Raw genomic sequence first — 20,442 nt, 5'->3', positions numbered from 1 at the left:
CGCAGTTCACTAATTGAACGATATTTGCCCTTCCAGTAGACTTTCCCCCTGTGAATCAACGGCCACAGGAGGTGGACTATGCGCAGCTTGCCGATTCGGTTATCCAATGAAATCGACGACAGTTTGAACGATATTGCCCGGCGTCACGGGATGGCAAAAACCGACGTCATTCGCCTGGCATTTTCTTTAATGACGATTGCCGACCGTGAGTGGATGAAAAAAGACGGTTCCCGTCTTGGGATCGTGCGTGAAAGCGGCGAGGGGCTGGAGGCGGTCGCCGTGGTGGTGGGGATTTTTCCATGAAGCCGCAAAATGAGCGCCCGCAGGTTGATGCTGAAACGTTGTATTTGGATCCTTCGCTGATCTTCGACGAAATGGAGCGGCTGCGCCTGGCGCGCCAGGTGCTGTGCGGGATATTCGCGGTCAGCGTGGGCGTATTCGCCGCCCACGCCGCTCCTCTAAATAATTGGAGTTGCTTCCCGACGGCAAGAGCGTTCATCCCCGGGAGCTTACTCAGGTAAGTGACCGGGGTGAACGCTTGCAGCCAACACAGAAGCAACTTCAAGTATGACGAGGATATTGGGAGAGAAACGAAGCGCTCGGAAAAGTTTTCGAACTGGTGAAGATCGGCGCCTTGCCGCTGGTCACGCTGGTGGTCTCTTTTTACTTTCCCAACAGCGCGGCCAGATAAGGCGTCTCGTCAATGCGACTTCATGCCCGCCGCGGTCATCAGCAGGCGGAACAGCGAGGCGACCACGAACAGCCCCAGCACGCTGGCGCTCCAGATGATCACCAGCCAACCGATGCGTTTCCACCAGGGCGCTGGAGCGGCGGTTGCCGTTTTATCTTGCATAGCGTCCTCCCTTCTCAGTGATAGCCGTGTTCATGGCTGATCTTGCCGCGGAACACGTAGTAGCTCCAAAAGGTGTAGACCAGAATAATCGGGATGATGAACAGCGCGCCCACCAGCATAAAGCCGAGGCTCTGCGGCGGGGCGGCGGCGTCCCACAGGCTGATGGCCGGCGGGATCAGGTGTGGCCAGATGCTGATGCCAAGCCCGCTCAGGCCGAGGAACACCAGCAGCAGCGTCAGCATGAACGGCGAGTAGTGTGCGCCGCGTTTCACCCCGCGTTGAATTCCCCAGGCGCTGAGCAGCACCAGCAGCGGCACCGGCAGCAGCCAGAACAGGTTCGGCAGCGTAAACCAGCGGGCGGCGATTTCCGGATGGGCGATCGGCGTCCAGACACTGACCGCAGCCAGCACCAGCAACAGGATCGCCAGCAGCGGCGTCGCCAGGTGATACATGCGCGCCTGCAGATCACCGGCGGTTTTCATCACCAGCCAGGTGCAACCAAGCAGGGCGTAGGTCACCACCAGCCCCAGCCCGCAGAACAGCGCGAACGGCGTCAGCCAGTCCAGCGCGCCGCCGGCGTAGGTGCGGCCTTCGACCGGGAAGCCGTTGATCACGGCGCCCACCACCACACCCTGGCTAAAGGTGGCGAACAGTGAGCCCCAGATAAACGCCTTGTCCCAGATATGGCGTTTCTCCGGCTTCGCCTTGAAGCGAAACTCGAAGGCCACGCCGCGGAAAATCAGCCCGATTAACATCAGCGTCAGCGGGATCGCCAGCGCGTCGAGGATCACCGAGTAGGCCAGCGGGAAGGCGCCGAACAGCGCCGCACCGCCCAGCACCAGCCAGGTCTCATTGCCGTCCCACACCGGGGCGACGGTGTTCATCATCAGATCCCGGTCGCCGCTCTCTTTCACCCACGGAAACAGGATGCCGATGCCCAAGTCGAAACCGTCCATCACCACGTACATCATGGTGCTGAACACGATGATCACAAACCAAATCAGCGGAAGATCGATGCCCATGTTCAGCTCCTGTCGTCCAGAGTGTCGTTGACCGCGGACAGCGGACGCGCCGGGCGGCCCTCGGTATTGTCTTCTTGGTGTTCATGCGGCTGCGGCCCTTTGCGGATCAGGCGCATCATGTAGGAATACCCCACGCCGAACACCGAGCAGTAGACGATGATGAACGCCAGCAGGCTGATGCTCATGTGCAGATCGCCGTGTGCGGAGACCGCGTCCTTGGTGCGCAGCAGGCCGTACACCACCCACGGTTGGCGGCCGATCTCGGTGGTGAACCAGCCCGCCAGCAGCGCGAGCAATCCGGAAGGTCCCATCCACAGAATGAAGTACAGGAACGGACGCGACTGATACAGCCCGCCGCGCCAGCGCAGCCACAGGCTCCACACCCCGGCCAGAATCATCAGCATGCCCAGCCCGACCATGATGCGGAACGACCAGAACACCACGGTGGAGTTGGGGCGATCTTCCGGCGGGAAGGATTTGAGCGCCGGCACCTGTTCGGTCAGGCTGTGCGTCAGGATCAGGCTGCCGAGGTACGGCACCTCCAGCTTGAAGCGGGTTTCTTCGCGCTGCATGTCCGGCCAACCGACCAGGATCAGCGGCGTGGCTTCGCCCGGCGGGTTCTCCCAGTGACCTTCGATGGCGGCGATCTTCGCCGGCTGGTGTTTCAGCGTATTCAGGCCGTGCGCATCGCCGATCATCGCCTGCACCGGCGCGACGATCAGCGCCATCCACATCGCCATCGACAGCATTTTGCGCATCGCCGGGGTATCGCGGCCGCGCAGCAGGTGCCAGGCGGCGGAGGCGCCGACGAAGAACGCCGAGGAGAGGAAGGCGGCGGTGGACATGTGCAGCAGGCGGTACGGGAAGGATGGGTTGAAAATCACCTTCAGCCAGTCGACCGGCACCACCTGGCCGTTGATGATTTCATGCCCCTGCGGCGTCTGCATCCAGCTGTTGGAGGCCAGGATCCAGAAGGTGGAGATCAACGTGCCGAGTGCCACCATGCAGGTAGCGAAGAAGTGCAGCCCCGGGCCGACGCGGTTCCAGCCGAACAGCATCACGCCGAGGAAACCGGCTTCGAGGAAGAAGGCGGTCAGCACTTCATAGGTCAGCAGCGGCCCGGTAATGCTGCCGGCGAACTCGGAGAAGAAGCTCCAGTTGGTGCCGAACTGGTAGGCCATCACCAACCCGGAGACCACGCCCATGCCGAAGTTAACGGCGAAAATCTTTGACCAGAAATGGTAAAGCTCACGATAGGCTTCATTGTGCGTTTTCAACCATAATCCTTCCAGCACCGCCAGATAGCTGGCTAAGCCGATGGTGATGGCGGGGAAGATGATATGGAAAGACACGGTGAAGGCGAACTGTATTCTGGCGAGTTCCAGTGCATCAAGACCCAGCATGGCGCCTCCTAGGGTTGAACATAAATTAACCTCTTGAGTATAGCTGTCATTTTTATGTGAAATGCTTGGCGTTAAGTTAAGCACGGAGTACAGTGACTATAATAGTGACAGTTATTTTACTTTTTCATATAACAGTTAATGGTTATGACCCGATACGAGCAGCTTGCGCAGCAGATTAGAGAACAGATCCAGAACCGGGTGTGGCGGGCGGGCGACAAGCTTCCTTCGTTGCGCGAGAGCGGCAAACGCGCCGGATTGAGCCTGATGACGGTGGTGCAGTCTTACCAACTGCTGGAGAGCCAGGGGTGGATCGTCGCCCGGCCGCAATCGGGCTACTACGTGGCGGCGCGTCCGCAGCCGCTGCCCCAGCCTTCGCGCGGCGAGAAGCTGTTGCTGAGCGAGCAGGTGGACATCAACGCTTTTATTTTCGACGTGCTGCAGGCCTGCAAGGATCCGGATATCGTGCCTTTCGGTTCGGCCTTTCCCGACGCTACGCTGTTCGCCCAGCCGAAGCTGGCGCGGGCGCTGAGCAGCGTAGCGCGCAAGTTCACGCCGCACAGTTCGCTGGCCAACCTGCCGCCGGGTAATGACGCGTTGCGGCGGCACATCGCCCAACGCTATGCGCTGAGCGGCATGCAGGTTGCGCCGGACGAAATCGTCATCACCGCCGGGGCGATGGAGTCGCTCAGCCTCAGCCTGCAGGCGGTGACCCAGCCGGGCGACTATGTGGCGATCGAGTCGCCGGCGTTTTATGGCGCGCTGCAGGCGCTGGAACGGCTGCGGTTGAAGGCGGTGGCGATCGCCACCCATCCGCAGGACGGCATCGATCTGGACGCGCTGCAGCAGGCGGTGGAACAGTATCCGATCAAAGCCTGCTGGCTGATGACCCACTTCCAGAACCCGCAGGGCGCCACCCTGCCGGAGGCCAACAAGGAGCGTCTGGTGGCGCTGCTGCGCGAACGGCAGATTTCGCTGATTGAAGATGACGTTTATGGTGAGCTGTACTTCAGCGCGGAACGGCCGCTGCCAGCCAAGGCGCTCGACAGCGGCGGCCAGATCTTGCACTGCTCGTCGTTTTCCAAATGCCTGGCGCCGGGCTTTCGCGTCGGCTGGGTGGCGGCGGGGCGTTATGCGCAGCAGATCCAGCGTTTGCAGCTGATGAGCACCGTTTCCACCAGCGTGCCGACCCAGATGGCGCTGGCGGATTATCTGCTGCACGGCGGCTACGATACCCATCTGCGGCGGCTGCGGCGCCTGCTGGCCCAACGCCAAAGCGCGATGCGTCAGGCGATCGCCCACCATTTCCCGCCGACGGTGAAGGTCAGCCAGCCCGACGGCGGTTATTTCCTGTGGCTGGAGCTGGATCCGGCGCTGTCGTCGATGGAACTGTACCGGCAGGCCCTTTCCCGGGGCATCAGCATCGCGCCGGGGCGCATGTTTACCACCGGCGACCATTTCAACCACTGCTTCCGTCTCAACGCCTCTTTTGAATGGAACGATCGGTTTGAAGAGGCGATCAAAACCTTAGCCAAACTTATCCGGGGGCTGGCTGCGGCCGGTTGAACCGCGTTTTGCAGCGGGGTTCGCCCCAGAAAAATTCATAATGCTTTTTTCGGCAATGGAATGCCGGTTTCGTTGTTAGACAGCCCTCCAGCCGCCCATTACTCTGCGATAAATTTTGTCACATTTTTATCAACGGGAAGACGAGGGGCTGTGGGTGAGCAGAATAAAAAATAAACTAAACAAACTGTTGCGATATCGGCTAACGCCGCTGGCGTTGGTCTGCGCGCTGGGGCTGAGCGCCGGCGCGCAGGCGGAAACGCTGGCCGAAGGCATCACGCCGGCCAGTGACGCCGCTCGGGTACCGGCCGCCGCCAAGCAGCGCAAAGACACCGTGGTGGCGGGCATCTCGGAGCCGCAGGGGATTTTCAACCCGTATCTGTTCACCAACGGCTGGGACGAGAACGTGACCGACGTGATCTTCAGTCGCCTGATCGGCCTGGACAGCCAGGGCAAACCGGAAGGGCGATTGGCGGAGTCCTGGCAGGTCAGCCCCGATAATCTGACCTACACCATCAAGCTGCGGCCGAATCTGGTCTACAGCGACGGCTCGCCGCTGAAAGCCGACGATATCGCCTTTACCCTGACGCTGCTGCACGATCCGGCCTATGACGGCGACACCGACATCACGCCGGCGCACATCCAGGGCGGCGCCGAGTATAAAAACGGTACTGCCGCCGGCATTAGCGGCCTGAAGGTGATCGACGATCGCACCATTCAGATCGTCACCACCCAACCGGGCGCCACTACGCTGCAACTGATTGGCGGGCCGGTCTTGTCGCGGGCTTACTACGGCAAAGACTATCAGCGTGGCAAGCTCGACGGCGTGCGCGCCTTCAACGGCAAGCCGCTCGGCAACGGCCCCTATATTTACGACAAGTACGTGCCGGGGCAGGAGATCCGCTTCCACGCCAACCCGAACTTCTACCTCGGTGCGCCGCCGATGGCGCGCTTTATCTACCGCGTCACCAACCCGGCCACCAACTTCCAGCTGTTCCAGACCGGTGAGACCGACTACGACGCCTTTACCGCCAAGCCGGACGATATCGAACAGCTCAAGCTGCTCGGCTTTGCCAACATTAACCTTTACAGCTCAAGCGATTACAGCCGCGTGGATTTCAACCTCAGACGCCCGGCGCTGCAGGACAAACGGGTGCGCCAGGCGTTGATCTACGGCCTGGATCGGCAAAAGCTGATCGCCGTGGTGTACCAGGGTTACGGCAAGGTCGCCAACCAGCCGATCTCGCCGATCTCCTGGGCCTATGACGCGAACGGCATCAATCCCTACGCTTACGATCTCGATAAGGCCGGGAAGCTGTTGGACGAGGCCGGTTGGCGAGTGGGCGCGGACGGCATTCGGCAAAAAGACGGTAAAAAGCTGGAGCTGACGCTGCTGGTGACCAAAAAGCTGATCAACGACGCGCTGGTGCCGATCGCCAAGGACAACTACCGCCGGCTCGGGGTGGTGCTCAAACCGCAGGTATTGGACTTCAACGCGCTGCTGGCGCAGCGCAAGGCGGGCAACTATGACCTGGCGTCCCTCAGCACCAGTACGCTGAACGATCCGCATGACGGCGTGCGCGATTTCATCAGCCGCGAGAGCGAGACCGGTTATCACAACCCGCAGGTAGACGCGCTGATCGCCAGGGCCAACGCCACGCTGGAGATCGCCCAGCGTAAGCCGCTATACCACCAGCTGTATCAGGCGCTGGCGGACGATCCGCCGGTGATCCTGCTCGGCAATCGCGAGATTTTGAGCGCCAGCAGCGCGCGCGTCACCGGCTTTAAACCGGATATCTATAACGGATTGGTCGGCAGCCTGCCGAACGTCAAACCGGCGCCGTAACGCCCTGACGCCGCCGCGCCACTCCGGGCGGCGGCGATGGAAATCGCGATGAGAAACTTTATCCTGCGCCGTCTGTTGCAGACTATCCCGATGCTGTTGTTGGCTTCCTTGCTGATTTTTTGCATCTTCGCCCTGTCGCCCGGCGATTTTATCGACGGCAATATCAACCTGACCGCGCAACGCGCCGCCGAGCTGCGGGCGCTGTACGGGTTGGATCAGCCGTTGTTCAGCCGCTACCTGCACTGGCTCGGCCGGCTGCTGCAGGGCGATCTCGGTTTTTCGCTGCAGTATCAGATCCCAGTCAGCACGCTGCTGAACCAATACATCTGGAATTCGTTCCTGCTGGCGGCGGTGGCGATGGTGCTGTATTGGGGCATTGCGCTGGCGGTGGGGGTGATCTCGGCGATGAAACCCTATTCGCTGTTCGATCATCTGATCACCGTGGCGGTGTTCGCCGCCATGTCGTTTCCGACGTTCTTCCTGTGTCTGCTGCTGATCAAATGGTTCGCCGTCGATCTGCACTGGCTACCGGCGGGCGGCATGCTGCGCACCGGCAGTGAAGCGAGCGGGCTGGCCTGGGCGCTGGAGGTGGCTGCGCACCTGCTGCTGCCGGTGCTGGCGCTGGTGATGCTGCAGGCCGGCAGCCTGACGCGCTATTTCCGCGCCAGCATGCTGGAAGTGATCCGCATGGACTATATCCGCACCGCGCGCGCCAAGGGGCTCAGGGAGAAAACGGTGATCCTCAAACACGCGCTGCGCAATGCGCTGTTGCCTATCGTCACTCTGCTGGGGTTCGAGCTGCCGGGATTGTTCTCCGGCGCGCTGATCACCGAAAAAATCTTCAACTGGCCGGGCGCCGGACATATCCATATCGACTCGTTGGCGGCGCGTGATTACCCGGTATTGATGGGGTTCACGCTGTTTCTGGCGGCCCTGACCATCCTCGGCAATTTGCTGGCGGACATTCTGTACGCCTACGCCGACCCGCGCATTCGCTTGAGGTAACGCTATGTTGGTTACGCTGTTTTTCGGCCGTCGCCGCCGTTGGCGACAGGCCCAGCTGCCCGCGCTGGCGCAACTGTCGCCACCGCCCGCCGCACAGGCCTGGCGACGTCTGCGTCGCCACCGGCCGGCGATGATCTCGCTGGCGTTGCTGGTGCTGTTGGCGTTGCTGTGCCTGATTGGGCCGTCGCTGTCGCCGTGGCGCGACGACGCCGGCGATGTGCTGAATATCAATCAGGCGCCGAGCGGCGCGCACTGGTTAGGTACCGACTTTCTCGGCCGCGATATCTGCACCCGGCTGCTGCTGGCGGGGCGGATATCGCTGACCATCGGCCTGGTGTCGATGTTGCTGTCGGTAACGCTGGGCTATGTGCTGGGGGCGCTCGCCGGTTATCTGGGCGGTGTGGCAGACAGGCTGATCATGCGCTTCGCCGATCTGCTGATGACCATTCCCGGCCTGCCGCTGCTGATCATCATGGGGGCGATGCTGACCGAACTCGACGTGTCGCCGGATTACCGTATCTACATGGTGATGATCATGCTGAGCTTGCTGGGCTGGCCGTCGCTGGCGCGGTTGGTGCGCGGCCAGATCCTGTCGCTGCGCGAGCGGGATTTCATGTTGGCCACCGAAGTGCTGGGGCTCTCGACCTGGCGGCGTCTCTTCGGCCATTTGCTGCCCAACACCGTGCCGATTTTGGTGGTGGTCGCCACCATGGCGGTGGCCAACGCCATCCTCAGCGAGTCGGCGTTGAGCTACCTTGGGCTGGGCGTGGTGCCGCCGACGCCGTCGTGGGGCAACATGATGGACGCCGCCAATAGCCTGATCGATTTTCAGCGCCGCCCCTGGCTGTGGATGCCGCCCGGGCTGGCGATCTTCGTCACCGTGGTGGCGATCAATATCTTGGGCGACGGCCTGCGGGACGCGCTCGATCCGAAAATGAACGGGGTAACACGATGAGTCAACCGCTGGTGGCGTTCGATCGACTGTCGGTGTCGTTTCAGGGAGAACAAGGGCCGGTGCGGGCGGTGCAGCAGGTCAGCCTGGAACTGCAGGCCGGGCAAACGTTGGGGATCGTCGGCGAGTCGGGCTGCGGCAAAAGCGTGACCGCCATGGCGCTGATGGGGCTGTTGCCGCAGCCGCTGGCGCAGGTAGACGGCGGTGAAATTCGCTTTGAAGGGCAGAATCTGCTGTCGCTGCGGGCATCAAAGATGGCCGATCTGCGCGGCAACCGGCTGGCGATGATTTTTCAGGAGCCGATGAGCGCGCTCAATCCGGTGTTGACCCTCGGCGAACAGTTGGTTGAGCCGCTGATTCGTCACCTGGCCCTGTCGCCGAAAGCGGCCTGGCGTCAGGCGATTCAACTCTTGACGGAAGTGGGGTTGGCGCGCGCCGAGGCGCTAATGCGCTGCTACCCGCATCAGCTGTCCGGCGGCATGCTGCAGCGCGTGATGATCGCCATGGCGATCGGGTGTCGGCCGGCGCTGCTGATCGCCGACGAACCGACCACGGCGCTCGACGTCACGGTACAGGCGCAGATCCTGGCGTTGCTGCGTGAGCAGAGCCGGCGACACAACATGGCGATGATCTTGATCACGCACGATCTCGGGGTGATCGCCCAGATGGCGGATCGACTGGCGGTGATGTACGCCGGGCGCGTGGTCGAGCAGGGTACGACGAGAGAAGTGCTGGCCGAGCCGCGACATCCCTATACGCAGGGGCTGATCGCCTCGCGGCCGGTGCCGGGGCAACGGCGTCGTCGCCTGTACTCCATTCCCGGTCAGGTGCCGGACCTGGCCCAGTTGCCTGAACACTGTGCGTTTGCCGAGCGCTGTGCGCAGGCCTCCGCTCGATGCCGCGATGGCATTCCGCCGCTGTACGGCACGCCGCAGCGCCAGTCCGCCTGTTTCCTTAACGCCGGAGGGCGCCCGCATGTCGACTGAACCTTTGGTGGAAGTGAAAGGATTAAAGAAATATTTTCCGCTGCGCGACGGACTGTTCGGGCGAACCACCGGTCAACTGAAGGCGGTGGACGACGTCAGCTTCAGCATTCGCAAGGGCCGCATTTTCGGGCTGGTGGGCGAGTCAGGTAGCGGCAAAACCACCGTCGGCCGCACGCTGCTCGGCCTGCACGACAAAACCGCCGGTGAGGTAATGTTCAAAGGGCAGGCACTGGATAGCCTGAGCAAAGATGCGCTGCGCGCCCTACGGCCGAAAATGCAGTTAGTGTTTCAGGATCCGTACAGTTCGCTGAACCCGCGCCTGCGCGTGGGCGACGCCATCGGCGAAGCGCTGTTGCAGCACGGCCTGGCAAACAAGGCGGAACTGCGCGAACGGGTGCTCGAGACCCTGACGATTTGCGGGCTGTCCCCACAGCATTACGGGCGGTTTCCACATGAGTTTTCCGGCGGCCAGCGCCAGCGCATCGGCATCGCGCGCGCGCTGATCCTGCAGCCGGAGTTTATCGTCGCCGACGAACCGATATCGGCGCTCGACGTGTCGATTCAGGCACAGATCATCAATCTGTTTTCCGATTTGCAGGAACGGCAGGGGGTAACGCTGCTGTTTATTTCGCACGATCTTGGCGTGGTGGAGCACCTGTGTCAGGACGTGGCGGTGATGTATCTGGGGCAGATCGTCGAGAGCGCCGACCGCGACACGCTGTTTCGCCGGCCGTTGCATCCCTACACGCAGGCCTTGCTGGCGGCGGTACCGACGCTGGATCCGCATCGCTTACCGCTGCAGGCGGCAAGCGGCGAACCGCCGAATCCCGCCAACCCACCGCACGGCTGCCGTTTCCATCCTCGCTGCCCGCAGGCCACGGCGCAGTGCCGTGAACAGGCGCCGCGCCTGCGCAGCGTGGCGCCCGGTCATCTGGTGGCTTGCCACGTGGTCGGCTAGCGTCAGGACAGGTAGTGCTTCAACGCGCGCCCGGCCTGATGGATCGCCGAATGCACCGCCGGGACGTGGGCGAGCGGATTCAACAGGCCGTAGTCGTGGATCAGCCCGTTATAGCGGGTGGCGGTGACCTCGACGCCGGCGGCATCGAGCAGACGCGCGTAAGCTTCGCCTTCATCGCGCAGCACATCCAGCTCGGCGGTCTGCACCAGCGCCGGCGGCAAGCCCCGTAGCTGTTCCGGCGTGGCGTTGAGCGGCGAAGCGTAGATGTCTTTGCGCTGCGCCTTATCGGGCGCGTAGCTGTCCCAAAACCACTTCATCATGTTGCGGGTCAGGAAATGGCCTTCGGCGAACTGATGATAGGAGTCGGTATCAAACTGGGCACGGGTGACGGGCCACAGCAGTATCTGGCAACGCAGCGCCGGTATGCCTTTCTCTTTGGCCATCAGGCTGACCACCGCCGCCATATTGCCGCCGGCGCTGTTGCCGACCACCGCCAGCCGCGAACCGTCGACGTTGATCTTCTCGCCGTACTCGGCCACCCATTCGGTGGCGGCGTAAGCCAGATTGATCGCCTCGGGGTAGCGCACCTCCGGTGAGCGGGGATAATTGACGAACACTGCCACTGCGCCTGAGCTGTGCACCAGATCGCGCACCAGCCGTTCATGGGTGGGGAAATCGCCCAGCACCCAACCGCCGCCGTGAAAGAACATGAATACCGGCAGCGCCTCGTTGACCCTGGCCGGCCGCACCAGCTGCAGCAGAATATCCTGACCTTCTACGTGAATGGTTTTCTCGCTGATCTCGACCTCGCGCAGCGGCACCTCGACGCTGCGTTGCGCGTCCTCCAAGACCCTGCGCGCCTCTTTGGGTTTCATCTGTTCCATGGGTTTACCGCCGCTGGTATTCAGCGCGTCGAGAAACGCGCGGATGTCGTGCTGGGCGTGCGGCTGGCTGAGATCGACGGTTTTCTTGGGCATGGTGACTCCTTGTGCGCAGAAGAGAAGGGGCGGTCAGGATCACAGTGTAGACGCTGTCGCACAAAGCAGGAGCCGCGGTCAGCGCGGCCCTTTTCGGGAGCATAGCCGGGAGGATCTCTGCGTCGCTGCCGCGTTGCACCCTTCTGTCGCACCGCTGCACCGGGTTGGGGCAAAAAGTGTGATGGCGAGCAAATCGGATGAAATTATTTTTGCGAGCCCGATCAGAAATCCTGAAGTTTTTCGTAATTGAATAGGATTTCGCGCGCAATGATGATTTTAGGCCTTATTTTTTAATTTATGCATTACCAATGCATAGAAAATGAATAAATATTCATTATAAGCCGTTGTTTTAACGTAAAAAATAGCAAAATAAGGCAAAAATCCCGTTTTGGCACGATAGCTGCTCTACACTCTTTATCAAACGACATGTATTTTAACTGCTCGTTAACATTTACTCCCCGCTCAGGGACCGGATATACGCCATAAATAGTGAAAAACCGATTTTATGTAACAGATTTGTTTCTAAATCAGCGGTAAGGCACAGCATTTTCTCCGCCGGGAAAGTCGGTTTTGAACAACGGTTTTTTTGCATTGTGGCGGCCTAGCCGGGCTTGAGCGGTCCTTACAGTCAAAATTCAGCCTTTGCTGAGATTATGAGGTCACTATGGAACAGCCAATCGCAGTTACCCGCCAGTCTTTCGATGACTGGATGGTCCCGGTTTATGCCCCTGCCGATTTTATTCTGGTGCGGGGAGAAGGATCGCAGGTGTGGGATCAGCAGGGTAAGTCTTACATCGATTTCGCCGGCGGCATCGCGGTTAACGCGTTGGGGCATGCGCACCCGGCGGTCAAGGCGGCGCTGGTGGAGCAGGCGGGCAAACTGTGGCATCTGGGCAATGGTTATACCAACGAACCGGTGCTGCGCCTGGCCAAAAAGCTGATCGACGCCACCTTCGCTGACAAAGTGTTCTTCTGCAACTCGGGCGCCGAAGCCAACGAAGCGGCGCTGAAACTGGCGCGCAAACATGCGCATGACCAGCACGGCGCCGGTAAAGATCAAATTGTGGCGTTCAACAACGCGTTCCACGGCCGCACGCTGTTTACCGTATCCGCCGGCGGCCAGCCAAAATATTCGCAGGACTTTGCGCCGTTGCCGGGTGGCATCACTCATACGCCGTATAACGATCTGGCCGCCGCGGCCGAACTTATCAACGATCGCACCTGCGCGGTGATCGTCGAGCCGATCCAGGGCGAAGGCGGCGTGCTGCCGGCGGAAGCCAGTTTCCTGCAGGGGTTGCGTGAGCTGTGCGATCGTCATAATGCGCTGCTGATCTTCGACGAAGTGCAGACCGGCGTCGGCCGCACCGGCCACCTGTATGCCTACATGCAGTACGGCGTGGTGCCTGATGTGCTGACCACCGCCAAAGCGCTGGGGGGCGGCTTTCCGATCGGCGCCATGCTGACCACCGATGCGCTGGCGAAAACGCTGGGCGTCGGCACCCACGGCACCACCTACGGCGGCAACCCGCTGGCGACGGCGGTGGCGGGGGAAGTGTTCTCCATCATCAACACCCCTGAAGTGCTGGAAGGCGTCAAACAGCGTCACCAGTGGTTCATCGACGGATTGAACGACATCAACCGCCAGTACCCGATCTTCGCCGACATTCGCGGCGGCGGTTTGCTGATCGGCTGCCAATTGACGAAAGACTATGCCGGCAAAGCGAAGCAGATCACCCAACTGGCCAACGAAGAAGGCGTCATCGCGCTGATCGCCGGTCCGGACGTGGTGCGTTTCACGCCGTCGCTGATCATCCCTGAGCAGGATGTGAAAGAGGGGCTGGCGCGATTCGCGCGTGCCGTGGCGCGCATTTGCAGCTAATCAGCGGGCTGCGCCTTCACCGGCGCAGCCTGATTCAGAAGAGGTTCGCATTATGATGATTATTCGCCCTATAGAGCGTCGCGATCTGGCGGATTTGTTGACGCTTGCCGGTAAATCCGGCATCGGTCTCACTTCACTGCCGCAAAATGAAGATACCCTGTCGGCACGCATTGAGCGGGCGTTAAAAACCTGGCAAGGCGAACTTCCGCAAAGTGACCAGTGTTATCTGTTCGTGTTGGAGGATAGCGAGCGCCGGAAAGTGGTGGGGGTGTGCGCGATCGAAGTGGCCGTCGGCCTGGCTGAACCCTGGTACAGCTTCCGCGTCGGCACTCAGGTACACGCCTCCAAACAGTTGAACGTCTATAAATCGGTACCGACCCTGTTCCTCAGCAACGATCATACCGGCCATTCGGAGCTGTGCACGCTGTTCCTCGATCCGGACTATCGCCACGGTGAGAACGGCAAACTGCTGTCGAAGGTGCGTTTCCTGTTTATCGCTGCGTTCCGCGAGCGTTTCTCCCGGCGCCTGATCGCCGAGATGCGCGGGTTCTCCGATGAAAACGGCCGTTCGCCGTTCTGGGAGAGCGTCGGGCATCGTTTCTTCTCCATCGAGTTCGCCAAGGCGGACTACCTGAGCGGCACAGGGCAAAAGGCGTTTATCGCCGAACTGATGCCGAAACATCCGCTGTATGTCGATTTCCTGGCCGAAGACGCGCAGAAAGTGATCGGTGAAGTGCATCCGCAAACCCTGCCGGCGCGCCGCTTGCTGGAGGCGGAAGGCCTGAGCTATCAGGGTTACGTCGATATCTTCGACGGCGGCCCGACGCTGGAAGCCGAGATCGACCACATCCGCGCGGTGAAACAGAGCCGCCTGGTGAAAGTGGTGCTGGATGACACGCCGATGCGCGCCGATGCGCCGGTGCATCTGGTGGCCAACGACAACTATCAGAACTACCGCGCACTGTTGGTCAATGCCGAACTGTATGACGACCGCCTGCATATCAACGCGGCCACCGCTGCGGCGCTGGGCGTCGAGCAGGGCAGCCCGGTGCGGGTGCTCCCCCTTATTGCACAGGAGAAAGCATGATGTCTCATCCTGCACTGTTGATTAACGGCGTCTGGCGGCAGGGCCGCGGCGCCGAGTTCGGCAAAGCCGATCCGGTCGGCAACCAGCCGCTGTGGCGCGCTAACGCCGCCGATACTGATGACGTCGCCGCCGCCTGCGAGGCCGCGCGCGCCGCGTTCCCCGCCTGGGCGCGTACGCCGTTCGAGCAGCGCGAACAGCTGGTGAAACGCTTCGCCGCCTTGCTGGAAGAACACAAGCAGTCGCTGGCAGAAACCATCAGCCGCGAGACCGGCAAACCGCGTTGGGAAACGTTGACCGAAATTCAGGCGATGATCGGCAAAGTGGGCATTTCGCTGCAGGCCTATCAGACGCGCACCGGTTTTAGCCAGACGGCGATGGCTGACGGCGCTTCGGTGCTGCGTCACCGCCCGCACGGCGTGCTGGCGGTGTTCGGGCCTTACAACTTCCCCGGCCACCTGCCGAACGGCCATATCGTGCCGGCGCTGTTGGCCGGAAACTGCGTGGTATTTAAACCGAGCGAGCTGACGCCGCTGACCGCCGAGGAAACCCTCAAGCTGTGGCAGCAGGCCGGCCTGCCGGACGGGGTGATCAATCTGGTGCAAGGCGGCCGGGAAACCGGCGAAGCGCTGGCGGCCAGTGCGGATATCGACGGCCTGCTGTTCACCGGCAGCGCTGGCACCGGCTATCACCTGCATCGCCAATTGGCGGGGCAACCGGAGAAGATCCTGGCGCTGGAGATGGGCGGTAACAACGCGCTGATCGTCGACGGTTTCGACGATCGCGATGCGGCGGTCAACCTGGCTATCCAATCGGCGTTTATCTCCGCCGGCCAACGCTGCACCTGTTCACGCCGTATTCTGGTGAAGCAGGGGGCGGAAGGCGATGCCTTTATCGCGCGTTTGGTCCAGGTGGCGGGCGAACTGCGTGTCGGCCGCTGGGATGCCGAACCGCAGCCGTTCATGGGTGGGGTGGTGTCGGCAGCCGCGGCGGAAAACATGCTGAAAGCGCAGCAAAACTTGCTGGCGCTGGGCGGTAAATCGCTGCTGACCCTGCGCCTGCTGGAGCCGGGCAGTTCGCTGCTCAGCCCGGGCATCGTCGATCTGACCGGCGTGGCCGGCGTACCGGACGAAGAGTATTTCGGGCCGTTGACCACCATCGTACGTTACCGCGATTTCGACGAGGCGCTGCAGCTGGCCAACCGGACGCGCTACGGGCTGTCGGTGGGGCTGGTGTCGCCGCAGCGTGAGCTGTTCGAGCGGTTGCTGCTGGAAGCGCGCGCCGGCATCGTCAACTGGAACAAGCCGCTGACCGGGGCATCCAGCGCGGCGCCGTTCGGTGGCGTGGGAGCCTCCGGCAACCATCGCCCAAGCGCCTTCTATGCGGCGGACTATTGCGCCTGGCCGATGGCTTCGCTGGAAAGCGAAAGCCTGTCGCTGCCGGTGACGCTCTCGCCGGGCTTGTCGTTCGGTTAATCGTCTGCGGCGGCGCGATGGCGCTGCCGCACGCTATCCACTGGGGATGAACATGTCAGGATATGAAGTCAATTTCGACGGTTTGGTGGGGCCGACGCACCACTATGCCGGGCTGTCGTTCGGCAACGAGGCGTCGACGCAGCATCAAAACAGCGTATCGAACCCGAAGCTGGCGGCGAAACAAGGCTTGTTGAAAATGAAGGCGCTGGCCGATCTCGGTTTCCAGCAAGGGGTATTGCCGCCGCAGGAGCGGCCGCACTTGCCGATGCTGCGGCGCCTGGGCTTCAGCGGCAGCGATGAGGCGGTGCTGGCGCAGGCGATGCGTCAGTCGCCGCGCCTGCTGTCGGCGCTCAGCTCGGCGTCGTGCATGTGGACCGCCAATGCAGCCACCGTATCGCCCTCGGCGGACAGCGCCGACGGCAAGGTGCATTTCACCGCCGCCAACCTGAATAACAAATTCCACCGCGCCATCGAAGCGGAAACCACCACCGCCGTATTGCGGGCGATGTTCAGCGACGATCGGCATTTTGCCCACCACGAGGCGCTGCCGCAGGTGGCGTTGTTCGGCGACGAAGGGGCGGCCAACCACAACCGTCTGGGCGGCGACTACGCCAAGCGCAGCGTGCAGGTGTTCGTCTACGGTCGGCAGGAGTTCGGCGGCGAAACGGCGCCGGCGCGTTATCCGGCGCGCCAGACGCGCGAAGCCGGCGAGGCGATCGCGCGTCTGCACCAGTTGGACGAACAGCATACGGTCTTCGTGCAGCAAAACCCGGCGGTGATCGATCAGGGCGTATTCCATAACGACGTGATTGCGGTCAGTAACCAGAATGTGTTGTTCCACCACCAGCAGGCGTTTTACCGCCAGCAGCAGGCGCTGGATGAAGTGCGCCGCAAGATGGCGACGCTGGACAGCGAGCTGGTGGCGATCGAGGTGCCGACCGAGCGCGTCTCGGTGGCGGACGCGGTGGCGACCTATCTGTTCAACAGCCAAATTCTTACCAAGCCGAACGGCAAGATGATGATCGTGGTACCGGAAGAGTCGCGTCAGCACGTCGGCGTGTGGCGTTATCTGAACGACATGGTCGGCAGCGGCGGCCCGATCGATGAAATCCGCGTGTTCGACCTGCGCGAAAGCATGCGCAACGGCGGCGGCCCGGCCTGCCTGCGGCTGCGGGTGGCGCTTAACGAGCAGGAGCTGCGGGCGGTGAATCCGCGCGTGATGATGAACGAGCGGCTGTTCGCGACGCTGAACGAATGGGTCGATCGCCATTATCGCGATCGCCTGACGCAGGATGACCTGGCCGACCCGCTGTTGCTGCGCGAAGGGCGCGAGGCGCTGGATTCGCTGACGTCGATCCTCGGTCTCGGCTCCATTTATCCGTTCCAACGCTAAGGGAGGCGGCATGATCGATCTACTGCCCTTGACGCTGGAAGGGAACGAACCCGTCGAATGGCAAGGTGAAACCCCGCAGCTGCGCTGGCGCTGGCAGGGGGAAGGGGTGCTGGAGCTCACGCCGCGGCAGCCATACCGCCAGGCGATGGTGATATCGGCAGGCGTGCACGGCAACGAAACCGCGCCGATTGAACTGCTCAATCAGCTGGTCGGCGATCTGCTGGCCGGCCGGTTGCCGCTGACGGTGCGGCTGTTGGTGGTGCTGGGTAACCCGGCGGCGATGCGGGCCGGCAAGCGTTATCTGCACAGCGATATGAACCGCATGTTTGGCGGCCGCTACCGCAACTTCGCCGCCAGCGGCGAAACCGTGCGCGCGCAGCAGTTGGAGCGTGCGCTCGCCGCCTTTTTCGATGGCGAACAGGCGGCGCGTTTCCATTACGATCTGCACACCGCCATCCGTGAATCGCGTTTGCCACGCTTCGGCATTCTGCCCTTCCAGAAACGCCCGTACAGTGAGCCGATGTTGAAGCTGCTGGATGCGGCCGATCTGGATGCGTTAGTGGTACACAGTGCACCGGGTGGGACTTTTAGCCACTACTCCAGCGAACATCTCAATGCGGCGAGCTGCACGCTCGAGTTGGGCAAGGCGCGGCCGTTCGGCAGCAACGATCTGCAGCAGTTCGCCGCCATCGATCGCGCCTTGCGGGCGGCGGTCAGCGAAGGCGCCTTGCCGGTGCGTTCGGGCGACCCGATTCGGGTTTTCCGCGTGATGCACTCGTTGATTAAACACAGCGAGGATTTTACGCTGCACCTGGACGATAACACCGCCAACTTCACCGAACTGAAACCGGGCATGTTGCTGTGCGAGCAGCCGCAGGAGGACTATCGCGTGGGTCAAGAGGGGGCCTGGATACTGTTCCCTAACCCCAACGTGGCGTTGGGCCTGCGCGCCGGTATGTTGTTGAGCGAAGTTTCCCGCTCTACGCTGTATTGATTCATCTACGGCGGTGCCGTCAGCGCGCCGCCGTTATTCCCTTCATTATTTTAGCCTGCTAATTCCCGCTATTTAAATTGCCGTAAGGCGAGTTTTATTCGTCCCGAATGCGCGCCTTTATGCGAATGAATAAAAGGCGGTGTCAGATGATTTGCTGAAGGTCTTTATTGCCTGGTGAGTTTGTTAAGATAAAAATGTGAAATAAGTAACGTTTTTAATAACCATGCTAATATTGTTGTTACTTTTGAATCGTGCAGAAAGCAAACAAAACGAAACCAAAATGCACCAATTTGGTGCGTTGCACCATTTTAGTTATAAGTTATGTTATAAAAAATTCTTATATTCAATGGGTTATGTGTTTTCTTTTTTGAAATGTTTAGTTACAAATAAACATGCTTTCTCCTCGTTGTTTCATGAACTTTTTGATTTTAAGTTTTGATTCATGATGCTAATGTCACATCACCCCCGTATTAGGGGCGCTCATAAAATACCAAAAGATAAAATCACAGCCCAAATTATAAATTGGGCGTGACGGGCAGGGTTCTAATTATAATATCTAGGAAAATAAATGATGAAACGCAGTGTATTAGCCTTAGCTGTCGCCCTCGGGGCAATCTCCTCCTTCGCCAACGCGGCTGAAATCTACAATAAAGATGGCAATAAGCTCGACCTGTACGGTCGCGTTGCCGCCAAACACGTTTTCAGTAAAGACAAGGGTGAGGACGGGGATAAAACTTACGTTCGTCTGGGCTTTAAAGGCGAAACCCAAATCAACGATCAGCTGACCGGTTACGGCCAGTGGGAATACCAGGTTGCTTCCAACCACGACGAAGCGCAGGGCACCACCGGCACCAAAACGCGTCTGGGCTTCGCCGGCCTGAAGTTCGCCAACTACGGTTCATTCGACTACGGCCGTAACTACGGCGTGGTGTACGATGCCGAAGCCTACACCGACATGCTGCCGGAGTTCGGCGGCGACTCCTACAGCTACACCGACAACTACATGACCGCGCGCTCCAACGGCCTGGCAACCTACCGCAACCGTGACTTCTTCGGTTTGGTGGAAGGCCTGAACCTGGCGTTGCAGTACCAGGGTAAAAACGACGGTGATGGCCGCAGCGTCAGCAAGCAAAACGGCGACGGTTACGGCATGTCTCTGGACTATCAGGACATCGGCGGCAGCGGCATCGGCGTAGCGGCGGCGTTCTCTGACTCCAACCGCACCAGCGATCAGAAAGCGCTGCAGTACGGTAAAGGCGACAAGGCCACTGCCTGGACCACCGCGGTCAAATACGACGCCAATCAGGTCTACCTGGCGGCCATGTATGCCGATACGCGCAACATGACGCCGATCAGCGGCAACGGCGTTTCAGGCTTCGCCAATAAAACGCAAAACTTCGAAGTGGTGGCTCAGTACCAGTTCGAAAACGGCCTGCGTCCGTCCGTGGCTTACGTCCAGTCCAAAGGCAAGGATATTGAAGGGATTGGCGATGTCGATCTGGTGAAATACGTGGAAGTGGGCGCGACTTACTACTTCAACAAAAACATGTACACCTACGTCGATTACAAGATCAACCAGTTGAACGACGACAACAAACTGAAGCTGAGCACTGACGACATTGTTGCCGTCAACCTGACTTACCGCTTCTAAGTTTCCATCATTACCTTCATCCTGTGTCGGGATCGGTAATCAGGCAGGGCGCAAGCCCTGCCTTTGTTTTATCGGGAGTTCAGCCTTTGGGTGCCAACCCGACCAGTTCGATGGCGGAACGCAGTGCGGCAAAACGCTGCTGATCCTGCTCGCGCTCTATCTCTGTCACCAACTGTGAAAGAATATTGCCGCCGGATACCTTTTTGTGGTTTTTGATTAACTGCAACACCGCGTCGCCTAACGCCAGGCTGACGTTGCGCAGCAGAATTTCATATTGCTCGTTGGAATGAGCCGATGCTGACATGACCTTTCTCTGTCTCTCTTCTTCGGGAGCCGCAATTTAGCAAAACAGCGGCCTCATGCCTCGGGGGAAGACGAAGTTTCCGATGAAATCAGAAATTCCT

General features: G+C 60.6%; 19 protein-coding genes. 14 read left to right on the top strand and 5 right to left on the bottom strand.

The features are described 5' to 3' along the window. Positions 1-78 precede the first annotated feature (78 nt). Positions 79-303 carry a hypothetical protein gene (locus FUU19_RS14435; RefSeq protein WP_046687272.1) on the top strand — a complete coding sequence of 75 codons (225 nt, stop codon included), beginning with the start codon at positions 79-81 and terminating at the stop codon, positions 301-303. Next, positions 300-521, top strand: a complete 222-nt coding sequence (locus FUU19_RS14430; RefSeq protein WP_141968262.1) for a hypothetical protein — start codon at positions 300-302, stop codon at positions 519-521. Before FUU19_RS14435 ends, FUU19_RS14430 begins: the two co-directional genes overlap by 4 nt. 179 nt (positions 522-700) lie before the next feature. On the opposite strand, the gene FUU19_RS14425 is transcribed toward FUU19_RS14430, so the two are convergent. From FUU19_RS14425 to FUU19_RS14415, 3 genes are read right to left on the bottom strand one after another with little or no spacing between them, the layout of a single operon-like run. Next, positions 701-853 carry a DUF2474 domain-containing protein gene (locus FUU19_RS14425; protein WP_071605360.1) on the bottom strand — a complete coding sequence of 51 codons (153 nt, stop codon included), beginning with the start codon at positions 851-853 and terminating at the stop codon, positions 701-703. A 14-nt stretch (positions 854-867) separates the two neighbouring features. Continuing rightward, positions 868-1,875, bottom strand: coding sequence for a cytochrome d ubiquinol oxidase subunit II (gene cydB / locus FUU19_RS14420; RefSeq protein WP_141968263.1), 1,008 nt, complete (start codon positions 1,873-1,875; stop codon positions 868-870). 2 nt (positions 1,876-1,877) lie between these two features. After that, entirely contained in the window at positions 1,878-3,278 is a 1,401-nt protein-coding gene (locus FUU19_RS14415; protein WP_016927376.1) for a cytochrome ubiquinol oxidase subunit I, read from the bottom strand. 144 nt (positions 3,279-3,422) lie between these two features. Here FUU19_RS14415 and FUU19_RS14410 point away from each other — a divergent pair, with 144 nt between their 5' ends. The 6 genes from FUU19_RS14410 to FUU19_RS14385 all read left to right on the top strand — a co-directional run bounded on the left by FUU19_RS14410 (position 3,423) and on the right by FUU19_RS14385 (position 10,585). Continuing rightward, a complete protein-coding gene (locus FUU19_RS14410) occupies positions 3,423-4,841 on the top strand; it encodes an aminotransferase-like domain-containing protein (protein ID WP_230490876.1) in 1,419 nt (472 codons plus the stop codon). Positions 4,842-5,028: 187 nt separating this feature from the next. Beyond that, a complete protein-coding gene (locus tag FUU19_RS14405; protein WP_255703156.1) occupies positions 5,029-6,684 on the top strand; it encodes an ABC transporter substrate-binding protein in 1,656 nt (551 codons plus the stop codon). Positions 6,685-6,732: 48 nt separating this feature from the next. Then, on the top strand, positions 6,733-7,689 hold the full coding sequence (locus tag FUU19_RS14400; RefSeq protein WP_141968269.1) for an ABC transporter permease: 957 nt from the start codon (positions 6,733-6,735) through the stop codon (positions 7,687-7,689). A 4-nt stretch (positions 7,690-7,693) separates the two neighbouring features. After that, a complete protein-coding gene (opp4C, locus tag FUU19_RS14395) occupies positions 7,694-8,644 on the top strand; it encodes an oligopeptide ABC transporter permease (protein WP_141968272.1) in 951 nt (316 codons plus the stop codon). After that, complete coding sequence (locus FUU19_RS14390) at positions 8,641-9,627, top strand: ABC transporter ATP-binding protein (RefSeq protein WP_141968274.1); 987 nt, start codon at positions 8,641-8,643, stop codon at positions 9,625-9,627. The genes opp4C and FUU19_RS14390 overlap by 4 nt, the downstream gene beginning before the upstream one ends. Further along, positions 9,617-10,585 (top strand): ABC transporter ATP-binding protein, encoded by a 969-nt coding sequence (locus tag FUU19_RS14385; protein ID WP_230490877.1) that lies wholly within the window; start codon positions 9,617-9,619, stop codon positions 10,583-10,585. The genes FUU19_RS14390 and FUU19_RS14385 overlap by 11 nt, the downstream gene beginning before the upstream one ends. 2 nt (positions 10,586-10,587) lie before the next feature. On the opposite strand, the gene FUU19_RS14380 is transcribed toward FUU19_RS14385, so the two are convergent. Then, positions 10,588-11,562, bottom strand: a complete 975-nt coding sequence (locus tag FUU19_RS14380; RefSeq protein ID WP_230490878.1) for an alpha/beta hydrolase — start codon at positions 11,560-11,562, stop codon at positions 10,588-10,590. 664 nt (positions 11,563-12,226) lie between these two features. On the opposite strand from FUU19_RS14380, the gene FUU19_RS14375 reads away from it, so the two are divergent. From FUU19_RS14375 to ompC, 6 genes are all read left to right on the top strand, one after another. After that, complete coding sequence (locus FUU19_RS14375) at positions 12,227-13,441, top strand: aspartate aminotransferase family protein (RefSeq protein ID WP_025303180.1); 1,215 nt, start codon at positions 12,227-12,229, stop codon at positions 13,439-13,441. A 52-nt stretch (positions 13,442-13,493) separates the two neighbouring features. After that, the gene (gene astA, locus FUU19_RS14370; RefSeq protein ID WP_141968280.1) at positions 13,494-14,528 is read left to right on the top strand and encodes an arginine N-succinyltransferase; all 1,035 of its coding nucleotides are present in this window, start codon (positions 13,494-13,496) and stop codon (positions 14,526-14,528) included. Then, on the top strand, positions 14,528-16,000 hold the full coding sequence (gene astD, locus FUU19_RS14365) for a succinylglutamate-semialdehyde dehydrogenase (RefSeq protein WP_230490879.1): 1,473 nt from the start codon (positions 14,528-14,530) through the stop codon (positions 15,998-16,000). Before astA ends, astD begins: the two co-directional genes overlap by 1 nt. A gap of 52 nt (positions 16,001-16,052) precedes the next feature. Continuing rightward, positions 16,053-17,393 (top strand): N-succinylarginine dihydrolase, encoded by a 1,341-nt coding sequence (astB, locus tag FUU19_RS14360; RefSeq protein ID WP_197833686.1) that lies wholly within the window; start codon positions 16,053-16,055, stop codon positions 17,391-17,393. 10 nt (positions 17,394-17,403) lie between these two features. Continuing rightward, positions 17,404-18,387, top strand: a complete 984-nt coding sequence (gene astE / locus FUU19_RS14355; RefSeq protein WP_230490880.1) for a succinylglutamate desuccinylase — start codon at positions 17,404-17,406, stop codon at positions 18,385-18,387. 568 nt (positions 18,388-18,955) lie between these two features. Continuing rightward, positions 18,956-20,038, top strand: a complete 1,083-nt coding sequence (gene ompC, locus FUU19_RS14350) for a porin OmpC (protein WP_304622316.1) — start codon at positions 18,956-18,958, stop codon at positions 20,036-20,038. 79 nt (positions 20,039-20,117) lie between these two features. Here the strand turns inward: ompC and FUU19_RS14345 are convergent, their stop codons facing one another. Then, positions 20,118-20,342: a biofilm development regulator YmgB/AriR family protein gene (locus FUU19_RS14345; protein ID WP_033643403.1), complete on the bottom strand. Its 225-nt coding sequence runs from the start codon at positions 20,340-20,342 to the stop codon at positions 20,118-20,120. Positions 20,343-20,442: the final 100 nt, after the last annotated feature.

The organism is Serratia montpellierensis (assembly GCF_020858655.1).
In the GTDB taxonomy this organism is placed as follows: Bacteria; Pseudomonadota; Gammaproteobacteria; order Enterobacterales; family Enterobacteriaceae; genus Serratia; species Serratia montpellierensis.
Note: the sequence above shows the minus strand (reverse complement) of the source record. Positions and strands in the feature narration are given on the sequence as shown.

Coding starts and splice junctions, on each gene's coding strand:
- FUU19_RS14375 (WP_025303180.1), top strand. CDS start 12,227: ATGGAACAGCCAATCGCAGTTACCCGCCAGTCTTTCGATGACTGGATG.
- astB (WP_197833686.1), top strand. CDS start 16,053: ATGTCAGGATATGAAGTCAATTTCGACGGTTTGGTGGGGCCGACGCAC.
- FUU19_RS14430 (WP_141968262.1), top strand. CDS start 300: ATGAAGCCGCAAAATGAGCGCCCGCAGGTTGATGCTGAAACGTTGTAT.
- FUU19_RS14415 (WP_016927376.1), bottom strand. CDS start 3,278: ATGCTGGGTCTTGATGCACTGGAACTCGCCAGAATACAGTTCGCCTTC.
- FUU19_RS14385 (WP_230490877.1), top strand. CDS start 9,617: ATGTCGACTGAACCTTTGGTGGAAGTGAAAGGATTAAAGAAATATTTT.
- FUU19_RS14425 (WP_071605360.1), bottom strand. CDS start 853: ATGCAAGATAAAACGGCAACCGCCGCTCCAGCGCCCTGGTGGAAACGC.
- FUU19_RS14345 (WP_033643403.1), bottom strand. CDS start 20,342: ATGTCAGCATCGGCTCATTCCAACGAGCAATATGAAATTCTGCTGCGC.
- FUU19_RS14435 (WP_046687272.1), top strand. CDS start 79: ATGCGCAGCTTGCCGATTCGGTTATCCAATGAAATCGACGACAGTTTG.
- astD (WP_230490879.1), top strand. CDS start 14,528: ATGTCTCATCCTGCACTGTTGATTAACGGCGTCTGGCGGCAGGGCCGC.
- FUU19_RS14410 (WP_230490876.1), top strand. CDS start 3,423: ATGACCCGATACGAGCAGCTTGCGCAGCAGATTAGAGAACAGATCCAG.
- ompC (WP_304622316.1), top strand. CDS start 18,956: ATGATGAAACGCAGTGTATTAGCCTTAGCTGTCGCCCTCGGGGCAATC.
- astE (WP_230490880.1), top strand. CDS start 17,404: ATGATCGATCTACTGCCCTTGACGCTGGAAGGGAACGAACCCGTCGAA.
- opp4C (WP_141968272.1), top strand. CDS start 7,694: ATGTTGGTTACGCTGTTTTTCGGCCGTCGCCGCCGTTGGCGACAGGCC.
- cydB (WP_141968263.1), bottom strand. CDS start 1,875: ATGGGCATCGATCTTCCGCTGATTTGGTTTGTGATCATCGTGTTCAGC.
- FUU19_RS14390 (WP_141968274.1), top strand. CDS start 8,641: ATGAGTCAACCGCTGGTGGCGTTCGATCGACTGTCGGTGTCGTTTCAG.
- FUU19_RS14400 (WP_141968269.1), top strand. CDS start 6,733: ATGAGAAACTTTATCCTGCGCCGTCTGTTGCAGACTATCCCGATGCTG.
- astA (WP_141968280.1), top strand. CDS start 13,494: ATGATGATTATTCGCCCTATAGAGCGTCGCGATCTGGCGGATTTGTTG.
- FUU19_RS14380 (WP_230490878.1), bottom strand. CDS start 11,562: ATGCCCAAGAAAACCGTCGATCTCAGCCAGCCGCACGCCCAGCACGAC.